The sequence below is a fragment of the Pelorhabdus rhamnosifermentans genome (assembly GCF_018835585.1).
In the GTDB taxonomy this organism is placed as follows: domain Bacteria; phylum Bacillota; class Negativicutes; order UMGS1260; family UMGS1260; genus Pelorhabdus; species Pelorhabdus rhamnosifermentans.
The window spans coordinates 37522-51262 of record NZ_JAHGVE010000023.1; the positions used below are offsets into that span (position 1 = coordinate 37522).

The following is a 13741-nucleotide window of genomic DNA, read 5'->3' on the forward strand; positions in this document are numbered from 1 at the left end:
GTGGGGGTAATTGGAATGGTGGAAAAAAGTAAGCTACAGAAGATCCTAGAAGCGGGAAAATTTTCGGTAACTGCTGAAATAGGGCCGCCAGCAAGCGCAGATGCTGATTTCGTAGCAAAAAAAGCTAGAAATCTAAAAGGATTTATTGATGCGGCTAATGTTACGGACAATCAGACGGCTATTGTAAGAATGTCCAGTATAGCGGCTTCCTGTTTAGCTTTACAGGAAGGGGTGGAACCGGTAGTACAAATGACTTGCAGAGACAGGAATAGACTGGCGATACAAAGTGATCTATTAGGAGCCTATGCATTAGGGCTAAGAAATTTGTTGTGCTTGTCAGGAGATCATCAATCTTTCGGAAATCATCCCCAATCCAAAAATGTATATGACATCGACTCCATACAAATGATCCAGGCATTAAAAAAAATGAAAGATGAGAAGGTACTGATTGCCGGTAATTCCACCAAAAAACCTGCTGAATTCTTTCTTGGGGCTACAGCAAATCCATTTGCCGACCCGGAAGAACTGCAATTTATCAGACTTCAGAAGAAGATAAACGCCGGTGCTCAATTTATCCAGACCCAGGCTATCTATGATATGGAAAGATTTAAAAAGTGGATGGAAAGAGTCAGGGAAGCCGAACTTCATAAGAAGACTTACATTCTGGCGGGAGTATTGGTAAATAAATCTCTGAAATCGTTAGAAATGACGAAAAAGGTTGCAGGTATGAGCGTTCCAGATCTGTTTGTCGAGAGAATGGAGGCTGCTTCATCGAAGGAAGCCGAAGGATTTAAAATAGCACTGGAGTTGATCAGTGAGATAAAAAAAATCGATGGCGTTAGTGGAATTCACATCATGGCAGTCGGGTGGGAAAGTATTGTACCTGCGATAGTAGAGAAGGCGGGATTCCTGCCGCGTCCGTTACTATAACTGAACAAGGAACTGTAAAAATTGAAATAGGTAATTTTATTGAGAATGAGGTGTTATTATGCGGGAGGTCAATTCCCTTGATGCCGATTTTAAAAATCTGATCGCATCAAAACCAGGTGGTGAAAGAGTTAAAAATTGTTTTTTATGTGGAACCTGTACGGCTGGGTGCCCGGTAAGTAGTTTAGACAGTGCTTATAATCCTAGGGAGATCATGAGTAAAATTTTACTGGGTATGAAAGAGGAAGTATTATCTTCCCCAGAAATTTGGCAATGCCAGCAGTGTCATACTTGTGTGGCCCACTGCCCACAGGACGTAAGATTTGCCGATATCGTCAGAGTACTCAGGCAGATAATGATTGAAGAAGGGTTTGCTGACAAAGAATTACCGGAAAAAATTGAAAAAATTGATACGGATCTCAAAAATATGAGAATTGAAAGAATACGTAAAATAACGCTAGGGTGACCTGCCGCGCTGGGGCGATAACGACAGCTATTTGGGTCCGGCGCAAAGAAATGATCTTTAACTGGAGGTCAATATGAAAAAACCTGTTCTTGTATTAGGAGGAGGTATTGCCGGAATTCAGGCATCATCCGATCTGGCAGAGATGGGGGTACCGGTTTTTATAGTTGAAAGTACGCCAAGTATTGGTGGCAGAATGGCTCAACTTGATAAGACATTTCCCACAAATGATTGTTCAGCTTGCATTTTGGCTCCGAAAGTTACGGCATGTTATAATCACCCCCTGATTAAAACTTTCACGTGGAGCGAATTGCTGGAAATCAAGGGGGAGGCACCCAATTTTACAGCCATAATTAAACAAAAGCCGCGCTATATTGATGAAGATTCCTGTAAGGGGTGTAATGACTGTACTTTGGTATGTCCGATCGAAGCAAAAAGTGAGTTCGATATGGGTATCGGCAAGCGACATGCCATTTATAAGCCTTTTGCGCAGGCAGTACCAAACAAAGTAGTCATTGATAAAAAGGGTACTTCTCCGTGTAAATATGCTTGTCCGGCCCATATCGATGCCCACGGCTATGTGACACTGATTGGACAAGGCAGAAATGAAGAAGCACTTGAAGTAGTGCGGCGGACCACTCCTTTCGCGGGAGTATTGGGAAGAGTTTGTTTTCACCCTTGTGAGAATCATTGCAACAGACAATATGTGGATGATTCACTATCCATCGCTTCATTAAAACGTTTTGCCGCAGATTACGAGATTCAGCAGGAAATCATGCCGAAGCTTGAAGTGAACGAAAACAGGAAAGACAAAAAAGTTGCGATCATCGGTTCAGGTCCGACCGGATTGAACTGTGCTTATCAACTGGCGTTAATGGGCTACTCTGTTACAATATTTGAAGCACTTTCACAGCCTGGCGGCATGTTAAAAGTTGGTATTCCTGATTATCGGCTAAATAAGAAGATACTTACCAGAGAGATACAGATTATTAAAAATTTGGGAGTTGAAATTAAGTGCAATACGCCGATATCTGAGGATTTAACCTTTGAAGATCTGAGAAAACAAGGCTATCAGGCATTTTTCCTGGGTATTGGAGCCCATAAGAATATGAGGTTAAATATTCCAGGCGAAGACTCGCCGGCGGTTGTATCCAGCGTGGAATTTTTACGGAAGCTTAATCTTGGGCAGTCAATCAAGTTAGGCAGGAAGGTATTCGTTATCGGCGGGGGAAATGTGGCGATGGATGCGGCGCGGTCCGCCATACGTCTGGGATGTGATGTTACAGTCTTATATCGAAGGACGGAACAGGAATTGCCTGCCAGCGTATGGGAAGTCGAACATGCTAAGGCTGAAGGCGTTAAGTTTAAATTCCTTACGGCGCCTGTTGAGTTACTTCGGGATGAAAAAAATGCGGTATTTTTGAAGTGTGAAAAAAATCGTCTTGGGCAGCTTGATACCAGCGGGCGAAGACACCCGGAAAAGATACCGGGTTCAGAGTATCTTATTGCAGCGGATACAATTATTACTGCCATCGGACAGACTGTGGAAACGGAATTAATTGTTGCTGCGGGTATTTCCTGTTTTGATCAAAAGGGCCGAATTATTTGTGATGCTTCAACGATGCGTACGAATGCAAAGGATATTTTTGCTGGCGGCGATGCAGTTACCGGCCCGGCTTCCATGATTGAAGCGGTAGCTGCAGGTAATAAAGCGGCAAAAAGCATCTATAATTTTTTGGAAGGCGAAAGTATTCCGATTGAACCTTTCTTGCTCCCCGAAACACCTATTGAGAAAGTCAATTTCGCCCGGCTCAATAAACAAGTCCGTGCTAGTATGCCTTTGCTTGATATGAACAAAAGAGTAACCACTTTTGATGAGGTGGAATTAGGCTACACGGAGGAACAGGCAGTAAAAGAAGCCTTACGCTGTGTTGATTGCTCCATTTGTTGTGAATGTAGAGCCTGTGAAAAAGCTTGTCAGTCAAAAGCGGTTTGCCATGAGCAAACCGAAGAAATTATTGAATTAGCGGTAAGTTCGGTCATTTGGGCGAATGGTTTTGATGTTTCAAATAAAATTCCGGTAGAATTGGGTTATACCCGCTATGAAGATGTAGTAACAAGTATGGAATATGAGCGAATTCTATCGGCGTCAGGACCTTTTCAGGGACATGTGCAAAGGCCGTCTGATCACAAAGTCCCAAAGCGTATTGCTTTTATACAGTGTGTTGGCTCACGGGACAGTCAATGTGACAGCGATTATTGCTCTGCAGTATGCTGTATGTATGCGGTAAAGGAAGCGCAGATTACCAAAGAACATTTGCCTTCAGTTGAAGATATCGATATTTACTATATGGATATGAGAGCCTATGGCAAAGACTTTGATAAGTATATTAACTCAGCTAAAAATAAATACGGCATAAAATTTATTCGAAGCAGGGTCGGTGGCGTATTACGCGATGATGATACAGGAAAGCTTATTCTAAAATATTGTGAAGAGAGCGGCGGGGCTGTAACAGCAGAATATGACATGATTGTCTTATCGGTCGGGTTAAGCCCCAAACAGGAAATTCAGTCCTTATTGGCAAAAAACGCTATCAAGACCGATAAATTCGGCTTTATTTGGGTCAATGAAATGAAAACGCCTAACACTTCCAAGCACGGGATGTTGGCGTGCGGCGCGGCAGCAGGGCCTAAGGATATTCCTGAAACGGTGGTGGAAGCAAGCGCAGCCGCTTCCGAAGCTGCCAAGATTGCCGGGCGATGTGAGGTGAAACAAAAGGATTATAACAAGTTCTTTTTGGAACCAGAAGAACCGGTTTTCCGGGATGTTTCCAAAGAAGCCATCCGGATCGGGGTATTTATTTGTCACTGCGGTATCAATATCGGTGGATATTTAAATGTAGACAACGTTGTAGAATATGCTGAAACGCTTCCTTTTGTAGCCTATGCCGGCCAAAATTTATATACTTGCTCGGTCGATGCTCAAAAGGTTATCGTTGAAAAAATCAAGGAATTCAATTTAAATCGGGTTGTTGTGGCATCTTGTACTCCACGGACTCATGAACCGCTTTTCCAAAGCGTGCTTTCCAAAGCAGGCTTAAATCCTTATTTGTTTACAATGGCCAATATTAGAGACCAGTGCTCATGGGTTCATATGGATCAGCGTGAGGATGCAACTGCGAAGGCCAAAGATTTAGTGAAAATGGCAGTAGGCAAGGTCATTTTCGCGAAACAATTGACAAAACAGAAAATTAACGTAAATAAATCAGCCTTGGTCATTGGCGGAGGAATGGCTGGTATAACGGCGGCTCTTGAAATAGCCGGAATGGGCTATAAAGTCTGTCTGGTGGAAAAGTCGTCTAAATTAGGCGGGAATGCCGCCAGAATGGATACAACGCCAGCAGGAAGGTGGGTCGGAGATTATCTTCAGGATTTTATCCATGAGGTAATAAATAACACGCTGATCGAAGTAAAGTTAAATACAGAAATTAAGGATATCGATGGCTATGTTGGCAATTATAGCACCGTTTTAACAAGCGAAGGGATCGATAGGGAAATCAACCACGGGGTTGTCGTCGTTGCAACAGGAGCGGTAGAGCGCCAGCCAGACGAATATTTATACGGCGTTAACAAGAAAGTGATCACGCAGATGGAGCTTGAAGAAGTCTTCAAAGAAGTTGATCAAGGCGAGAAAGCATCACTAAAAGCGCTTAAGAGCGTAGTTATGATTCAATGTGTGGGTTCCCGGGATGATAAAAGGCCTTATTGCAGCAGAGTTTGTTGTAATCAGGCAATTAAGAATGCGATTAAGCTTAAAGAAATGGCTCAAGACATAAATGTAACTATTCTGTACCGGGACGTACGGGCCTATGGCTTGCATGAGATGAATTATAAGGCGGCCAGAAATGCCGGGGTAAGGTTTATTCACTATGAACCTGAATATAAGCCCCAGGTATTTGAGAGCAAGGGAAAGCTTGTTGTCCAAGTAATAGAGCCGATACAGCAAGCACAAATTACTTTGGAAGCGGATGCTTTAATATTAAGCAGCGCTATTATTCCCGAAGTCGATGCCAATAAAAAACTCGCCCAAATGTTAAAAGTACCGATGAATCAGGATGGGTTCTTCATGGAAGCTCATGCCAAGCTGAAACCTGTTGATTTTGCAACGGAAGGAGTCTATCTTTGCGGTTTGGCCCATGCTCCTAAAAACCTGAGGGAAAGTATAGTTCAGGGAAAGGCTGCCGCGGCGCGGGCAGCAACTGTAATATCCAAAGATATGCTGGAAACAGACGGGACAATAGCGAAAGTTGATGAACCGCTTTGTACGGGATGCGGAACCTGTGAGAAAGTATGTGCTTATAAAGCAATCACTATCGAAGCTGTAAAGCTGAGAAATGGTGAACTTGTTAAAAAGTCGAAAATCAACCCGGTACTTTGCAAAGGATGCGGAACTTGTTCGGCGATTTGCCGGTGCGGTGCTATTGATGTGAGTGGTTTTTCAGACAGGCAGATTATCAATGAAATTGAATATCTGCTCAGGAAGTAGAACTGAGGTTGGATTAAGGAGTAAAAAAAGGAGTAAAATTTATGGCGAATCAGACGGTTATTGAAAGTGCCGGAAAAATAAAAGTTGAAACTTGGGAGCCTACAATCATTACTTTCCTTTGCAATTGGTGCAGCTATGCGGGGGCCGACCTTGCTGGAACAAGCAGATTGCAATATCCGCCTAATATTAGAGTAATCAGGGTGCCTTGTTCAGGTCGGATGAACCCGTTATACATTATCAAGGCGTTGATTGAAGGTGCGGACGGCGTAATGGTGTCTGGCTGTCATCCTGGCGACTGCCATTATATTTCAGGAAATCTGTTTGCCAGAAGGCGTTTTACAGTTCTTAAGAAATTGTTGATCACAGCAGGAATTGAGCCGAAGCGGATTTATTTCACCTGGATTTCTGCTTCGGAGGGACAACGATTTGCCACGATTGTAAACGAAGTAACGGATCATGTTAAAAAACTCGGCCCTAATAGGATCATTAGGAGTGAAATAAATGAGTTTTGAAACGCAAAAAAATGAGATAATTAAGATCTGTAAAAAATTATTTAAAGAAGAAGGCACTAAAGTAATTATCGGTTTTGCTCAAAGTGAAGTTGAGGGAATTACCACGCCACTGTTTATGAGAACAGCGGAAGACGCGGAAAAGTTGAAATGGGATTCCCAGTGTACACCAAATCTTGCTAAGTACCTCTTGGAAAAGCGGGGGAAAGTTGGGATCGTCGCGAAAACCTGCGATGCGCGCGCGATTGTTATGTATCTAGTTGAGCAACAAATAAAGCGGGATGAACTTTACATTATTGGCGTCGAATGTCCGGGAATGAAAAATAACGATGCGACTGCGTCTTGCGGTTGTGAAGCTTGTAAGATGAGAATACCCCCAATCTATGATGTCCTTGTAAAGTATAACGCTGAAATAACTTTACCCGACAGTGAAGAGGCGAGTAATACAGTCGCAATTGAGGACAATCTTAAGAAGTTTCAGGACGAAATGAAAAAATGCATTCTCTGCTACTCTTGCCGCCAGGTCTGCTATGGCTGTTATTGTAAATCTTGCTTTGTAGATATGAATGTACCGAACTGGTTGCCAGGAGAAATAAGTGAAGGCGCGAAAATGATTTTTCATCTCGGCCGTGCCATGCATCTTGCCGGAAGATGTGTTGAGTGCGGTGCCTGTGAAAGAGTATGCCCCTCGGGTGTTAATATCCGTTATCTGATTAAAGAAATTACTAAATTCACGAAGGAATTATATGCCTATGAAGCTGGGATTGATCCTGAAGAAACGCCTGCACTGGCAGTATTTAATCCAAACGATAGTGAAGCCGCAATGAGTGGAAGTGAAGTCCAGTGAGCACTATAGCAATTCCGAAACTGAAATTAGTAGAAATTCTTGACAAAATTAAAGAAAGCTATTTACTTGTTGCTCCGGTAAGAAATCAAGGTATATTGGATTTCGCAGTAGTAAAAGAGGCCGCTGAGATTGAATTATCCAATGACATCGCTTATAAATCACCCAAGGAATATCTCTTTCCTCAGGTTGAAAAAATATTGCGTTTTACAAGTGAGGGAGGTCTAACTCCCAGTGAGGAAGTACCACAGACTGTTCTATTGGGAATCAAGCCTTGTGACCTGGAAGCGATTAAAATAATGTCAGCAGTATTTACTACAGGAAAATATATAGATACGGGTTTTGCAAATAGACTGGAGAAAACGATTCTGGTTGGTTTGGGTTGTACGGAGGAAAAATCCGCGTGTTTTTGTGATGAAAGAACTGTGGATAAGGCGTTATCAAAAGATTGCGATGTATTTCTTACTGATAGGGGTAATTATTATGCCGCAGAGATTTTCAGCCAAAAAGGGCAGAAACTTTTGGATGGTTTTTGCTTAGAAATTATCAATGACGGCGAAAGAGTAAAAGAAATTCAGCAAGGTTTGTTAGAAATAAACGCTGAAGAAAATGATTTATTCAATAAGATAGACTGGGAGCGGCTTACGGAAAAGTGTTTAGGCTGCGGAATATGTACCTATATCTGTCCAACCTGCCATTGCTTTGAATTTAAGGATGTAGTAGAAAAAAAGGGCGCCGTAACAAGATACAAATGTTGGGACAGTTGCATGTATCCACGGTTTACATTGCACGCCTCCGGACATAATCCCCGAGAATCGAAGCAAGACAGATACCGCCAGAGAGTCTTGCATAAATATCTTTATGTTAAGCAGAATTTCGGCTATACCGCCTGTACTGGGTGTGGCCGGTGTATTAGAAGCTGTCCGGTCGGAATGAATATTCATTCCGTGGTAAAAGAGATCAATAACATTCTTAACGTAAAGGGAGAAAATTAAATGAATAGTCCATATACACCCCAGAAGGCTGAAATTGTGGATATTATTCAGGAAACAACATCTGATCTTGACATTAAAACCTTTCGAATTAAGTTTGCTACCGGGGAAGAAATGAATTTTTTACCCGGCCAGTTTGTAGAACTTTCGATACCGGGAATCGGCGAAGCTCCGTTTGGGTTTGCTTCTTCACCTAAAAATAAGGAATTTATTGAATTGACAATAAAAAGGGTGGGACATTTGACCGATGCTCTTCACAGTATGGCGGTGGGGTCTACAGTCTGGATAAGAGGACCTTTTGGTAATCATTTCCCCCTGAAAGAACTGGAAAAAAGTAAAATATTAATTATTGCCGGCGGATTAGGTTTGTCGCCGCTCCGTCCGCTCATTTTAACCATGTTGGATGATGAGAACCGTAACAAGTATTGTGATATTCAAATGCTGATCGCCGCCAGGAGTACCCAGGATTTCTCGTATAGGAGAGACTTTGCGAAGTGGCGGAAGGTAAAAGATACGAAAGTATTACTGACCATTGATCGGGCTGAAAACGGTTGGGATGGTCTAGTAGGTTTTCCCCATAATCTTGTTGCCGATTTGGATATTGATTACCAGAACACCTACGGCGTTTTCTGTGGACCTCCAGTGATGATTAAAGCGGTATCAAACAAACTTATTGAGCTTGGAATGCCCAAAAGTAAAATACTGACGACGCTGGAAATGCGAATGACCTGTGGCGTAGGTAAATGTGGTAAATGTAATATTGGGCACAGTTATGTCTGTGTTGATGGTCCCGTATATAGGTTGGATCAACTCTCGAGTATGCCTAATGAGTACTAGTATTGGGAATCATTTACTGGCTTTGCTATCTTTACAGGGACAATAAAAAATCGGAAGATTTCAGCAATTCAATAATGAAAGGAGGCTAAAAGACTTACTTCATTTTTTTTGCGATCCTTGATCTGATAAAATGAGGAGGAAAGACTTTATGTTTAAAAGTAATATTGAAATTGCGCAGAGTACGCAAATAAAACCAATCGGCGAAGTTGCAGCGAGTATTGGTATTGAAAAAGATTATTTGGAATTATACGGAAATTATAAAGCGAAGGTAGATTACAATTTGCTTGAAAAAATGAAAAATAAGCCGGACGGCAAGCTAATTCTGGTAACAGCCATAACGCCAACTCCGGCTGGAGAAGGAAAAACCACTACTTCAGTTGGCGTAGGCGACGCTTTGAAAAAAATCGGCAAAAAAACCGTTATTGCTTTAAGAGAACCTTCCTTAGGCCCGGTATTTGGTATTAAAGGGGGGGCAGCGGGTGGCGGCTATGCCCAGGTAGTACCCATGGAGGATATCAACCTTCATTTTACAGGTGATTTTCATGCGATCACTTCAGCCAATAATCTTTTAGCTGCCATGTTAGATAACCATATATTCCAAGGAAATGCACTGAATATTGATGTACGCCGAATTATTTGGAAAAGATGTCTGGATATGAATGACAGACAGTTAAGATATGTAGTAGATGGACTTAATGGAAAAGCCAACGGATTGCCGCGCGAGGACGGTTTTGAAATTACAGTCGCATCTGAAATAATGGCCATATTATGCTTGGCCAGAGACCTTGATCATCTTAAAGAAAAACTAAAAAATGTCATCGTTGCTTTTACAAGGGATGACAAGCCAATTACCGCAGGACAGTTAAAGGCTGAAGGAGCCATGGCGGCGCTACTTAAAGATGCACTGAAACCAAATCTTGTACAAACTTTAGAACATACCCCGGCGTTTATTCATGGTGGTCCGTTTGCTAATATTGCTCATGGCTGCAATAGTATCATGGCAACAAAACTGGCTCTTAAACTGGCCGATTATGTTGTTACGGAAGCAGGATTCGGCGCAGATCTTGGCGCAGAAAAGTTCCTTGACATCAAGTGTCGTATAGCTGGTATAAAACCATCGGCCGTTATCGTCGTCGCAACTGTTAGAGCATTAAAGATGCATGGCGGTGTCCAGAAAGCGGATTTGGAGATAGAAAATCTGGAAGCTCTTGAGAAAGGACTGCCAAACCTCCTGAAGCATGTTGAAAACATGACGGTGAAATTTGGGCTTCCTGCTGTTGTTGCCATAAACAGGTTCCCGAATGATACGGAAGCGGAATTAAAACTTATTGAGATTCAATGTAAAAAATTAGGAGTCCATGTGGCACTTTCCGAAGTCTGGGGAAAAGGTTCCGCAGGCGGCGAAGAATTGGCTAAAGAAGTTGTAAGGCTAGTTGAGCAGGGGGAAAACAAGTTTCATTGTTTATATGAAGATAGCATGACAATAAAAGAGAAAATTGAGACGGTAGTAAAAGAAATTTATGGAGGAGACGGTGCTGATTTCGCGCCTGCCGCACTAAAGGGACTGGCTGATTTGCAAAGCCTTGGTTTTGAAAATTTGCCAATATGTATGGCTAAGACCCAGTATTCCTTTTCGGATGATCCGAAGAAATTAGGCGCGCCCAAAGGCTTTAGAGTTGCAGTTAAAAATATTAAAGTTTCCGCCGGCGCCGGTTTTGTAGTAGTGTATACAGGCGATATTATGACAATGCCGGGGTTGCCAAAGGTTCCATCAGCTGAAAAAATTGATGTCGATTCCAAGGGAAAAATTTCTGGACTTTTCTAAGCATGAATAATTCAAATTTTACCCTTACGGAAATAACTGGTATATATTATCCAATATGCCGTTAGTCATGATGAGGTAGTGCATAAGGAATTTAACGTTAATACTATCGCACTGTACCAATGATAATTATAGCAAGTCAGTTTTCTATTGTGTAAAGTGTAAGTAGTATTAATTAAGTAATAAAAATACTTATTAAAAGACAAGGGAGGAGATAGTATGAGTAAGATTGATATTGCAAAAGCGGTAAACGACTTGGACGAAGACTTAGTAATAGATGGTGTTAAAGCCCAAATTACTGAAGGGGTACCAGCAATAGAAATTCTTGCCCAGCTACAGGAAGGAATGGAAGGAGTAGGAAAATTATATGAGGCTGGCGACTATTATCTGTCGGAGCTTATCATGTCAGCTGAGGTTTTTTCCAATGCTGCTAATCTTTTGGGGTCAGCACTTGCTGATAGTGGGAACGACAAAAAAATTGGTACAGTAATATTAGGCACAGTAAAAGATGATATCCATGATATTGGTAAAAATATCGTTTCCACTATATTAAGCTGTAACGGCTTTAAAGTGGTTGATGTAGGGGTAGACGTACCGATTGAAACTTTTTTGGCAGAAATTGAAAAGAGCAAACCACAAGTAGTTGGTCTGTTTTGCCTTTTAACTACTGCATTTGACGCAATGAAAGACACGGTTGCTGCAATTAAAGCTTCCGGTGCATCAGCTACCGTTTTAGTTGGTGGTGGACCAGTAGATGAAAGTGTGGCAAGATGGTGTGCAGCCGATGGATATTGTAAAAATGCTTATGACGCAGTAGAGATGTCCAAAAAAGCTGTCTGAATAAATAATCAGAATATAACTCTGGCAAGAGAAAGCGAAAGCCCTGGAGATTAAATAGCCCTCCAATGCTATCATAACGTTCTTATCGGGCTGACATCAAGCCACCCGTTGATGGATGGTATCGTGATTATTAAAGGAGTGATATCATGAAAACAACACAAGAACTGCTTTTAGAACGTAAGACACGGGTTAATAAAGCGATTGCCTTGGAAAAAACTGACCGGACCCCGTTGATACTGATGATGGATGCTTTTTGCGCCAAGCATGTCGGTGTAAAAATGGCTGATTTCTGTAAAAATCTGAAAGCCTCTAATGCGGTTATGTTGGAGTCAGCAAAAAGATTGGGTGACTTTACTGGGATAAATGCTGCCTTTGGCGCCGGGACTTTATTCCCCATCATGTTTTGTGCAAAAGCGAAATTGCCTGGACGTGAACTGCCTGATGATGCTCTCTGGCAGCTTGATGAGCGTGAAGTAATGACTATAGATGATTATGACACTATTATCAATAAAGGATGGGAGCCTTTCTTACAAGACTATCTTGTAAACAGATTAAGTTATCCGCTAGACGAAGCTATGAAAGAACTAACTGAAGTTCCCCAATTGGTTAAAAATTTCGAAGACGCCGGTTATTTGGTATATAGTCCGGTGGTAGCAATTACAGTGAATGAATATCTCAGTGGCGGGCGTTCGATGCCCAAGTTTATGAGAGATTTATTTAAAATGCCTGATAAGGTGGAAGCAGTTCTTGATGTAATTCAAGAAGAAAATAATGAATCGTTGCGACAACAAATACGGGCAACGAAGGCTTCTGTAGTGTTTCTTTCTCCAGCTCGGGGAGCTAGTGAGTTTTTCTCACCGAAACTTTGGGAACGGTTTGTTTGGAAATACTTAAAGGGATCAATAGAAGTAATTATTGAAGAGGGAGCGGCAGCTGATATTCATATCGACTCAAATTGGGGACGGGATCTTGAGTTTTTCCGCTCGCTTCCTAAAGGAAAATGCGTATTTGAAACCGATAGCAGTACTGATATCTATAAAGTGAAAGAAGTTCTGGGCGGACATATGTGCATCAAAGGTGATGTACCAGCTCAAAAACTGGCGCTTGGAACTCCTGATGAAGTTTATGATTACTGCACTAGATTAATTAAGGATATGGGTACGGGTTTTATTCTATCTTCTGGTTGCTCGATACCACCTAATGCCAAAGTGGAAAATGTAAAAGCGATGATTGCTGCAGTTACGGGAAATATGTAATTTCAAAATTAGGAAACCGATATTGGTGACAGATAAACACAGAGGTGTGTAGGAGGGCATTAAATACATGTTAATGGAGAAAAATTGTACGAATTTTATTGAGGTACTGGCTTCGTCAGCGCCAGTACCTGGTGGAGGTGGGGCTTCTGCTTATGTTGGCGTTATTGGCATGGCCCTCGGAAGCATGGTCGCCAATCTTACACTAGGTAAGAAGAAGTATGACGACGTGCAAGCTGATATTAAGAATTTACTGAGTAAAGCTGATGATATCCAGAAAACACTAATGGATTTAGTTGAAAAGGATGCGGAAGTTTTTGAACCTCTTTCAAAAGCATATGGACTACCTAACAACAACGATGAAGAAAGGCTATATAAGAATAAGCGAATGGAAGACTGCTTAAAACTTGCTTGTAGCGTGCCGATAAAAATTATGGAAACAGCAGTGGAGGCCATTATTCTTCAGGAAGAACTGGCAGAAAAGGGGACCAAAATAGCGCTAAGTGATGTAGGTGTGGGGGTACTTTTCTGTAAATCAGCTTTAATGGGAGCAAGCTTAAATGTGTTTATCAATACCAAGCTGATGAAGGACAGAATTTATGCAGAAGAGATAAATGCAGGTGTTGAAAAAATGCTTGAAGCATCCGGAAAACGCGCTGACGCAGTGTATGAAAAAGTATTGAAGAGTCTTAAATAGTGCTTGCGATA

11 protein-coding genes are annotated in these 13741 nt (G+C 41.8%); all 11 read left to right on the forward strand.

The window, feature by feature from the left end; genetic code table 11:
* Window positions 1–15: 15 nt before the first annotated feature.
* The 11 genes from Ga0466249_RS20450 (at window position 16) to Ga0466249_RS20500 (ending at window position 13730) form a co-directional block, all read left to right on the forward strand.
* Window positions 16–930 (forward strand): methylenetetrahydrofolate reductase, encoded by a 915-nt coding sequence (locus Ga0466249_RS20450; protein WP_215831348.1) that lies wholly within the window; start codon window positions 16–18, stop codon window positions 928–930.
* Between the two features lie 58 nt (window positions 931–988).
* The gene (locus tag Ga0466249_RS20455) at window positions 989–1393 is read left to right on the forward strand and encodes a 4Fe-4S dicluster domain-containing protein (RefSeq protein WP_215831349.1); all 405 of its coding nucleotides are present in this window, start codon (window positions 989–991) and stop codon (window positions 1391–1393) included.
* Between the two features lie 73 nt (window positions 1394–1466).
* The gene (locus tag Ga0466249_RS20460; protein ID WP_215831350.1) at window positions 1467–5936 is read left to right on the forward strand and encodes an FAD-dependent oxidoreductase; all 4470 of its coding nucleotides are present in this window, start codon (window positions 1467–1469) and stop codon (window positions 5934–5936) included.
* A 41-nt stretch (window positions 5937–5977) separates the two neighbouring features.
* Entirely contained in the window at window positions 5978–6448 is a 471-nt protein-coding gene (locus Ga0466249_RS20465) for a hydrogenase iron-sulfur subunit (RefSeq protein ID WP_215831351.1), read from the forward strand.
* Window positions 6438–7292 (forward strand): anaerobic carbon-monoxide dehydrogenase catalytic subunit, encoded by an 855-nt coding sequence (locus Ga0466249_RS20470; RefSeq protein WP_215831352.1) that lies wholly within the window; start codon window positions 6438–6440, stop codon window positions 7290–7292. The genes Ga0466249_RS20465 and Ga0466249_RS20470 overlap by 11 nt, the downstream gene beginning before the upstream one ends.
* Window positions 7289–8284, forward strand: coding sequence for a 4Fe-4S dicluster domain-containing protein (locus Ga0466249_RS20475; RefSeq protein WP_215831353.1), 996 nt, complete (start codon window positions 7289–7291; stop codon window positions 8282–8284). Before Ga0466249_RS20470 ends, Ga0466249_RS20475 begins: the two co-directional genes overlap by 4 nt.
* Window positions 8285–9118: an FAD/NAD(P)-binding protein gene (locus Ga0466249_RS20480; RefSeq protein WP_215831354.1), complete on the forward strand. Its 834-nt coding sequence runs from the start codon at window positions 8285–8287 to the stop codon at window positions 9116–9118. It abuts the gene before it with no gap.
* Between the two features lie 148 nt (window positions 9119–9266).
* Window positions 9267–10943: a formate--tetrahydrofolate ligase gene (locus Ga0466249_RS20485; protein WP_215831355.1), complete on the forward strand. Its 1677-nt coding sequence runs from the start codon at window positions 9267–9269 to the stop codon at window positions 10941–10943.
* A 216-nt stretch (window positions 10944–11159) separates the two neighbouring features.
* Window positions 11160–11780: a cobalamin B12-binding domain-containing protein gene (locus Ga0466249_RS20490; RefSeq protein ID WP_215831356.1), complete on the forward strand. Its 621-nt coding sequence runs from the start codon at window positions 11160–11162 to the stop codon at window positions 11778–11780.
* Between the two features lie 146 nt (window positions 11781–11926).
* On the forward strand, window positions 11927–13036 hold the full coding sequence (locus tag Ga0466249_RS20495) for a uroporphyrinogen decarboxylase family protein (RefSeq protein WP_215831357.1): 1110 nt from the start codon (window positions 11927–11929) through the stop codon (window positions 13034–13036).
* A 67-nt stretch (window positions 13037–13103) separates the two neighbouring features.
* Window positions 13104–13730 (forward strand): cyclodeaminase/cyclohydrolase family protein, encoded by a 627-nt coding sequence (locus Ga0466249_RS20500; RefSeq protein WP_215831358.1) that lies wholly within the window; start codon window positions 13104–13106, stop codon window positions 13728–13730.
* The last annotated feature ends 11 nt before the right edge of the window (window positions 13731–13741 follow it).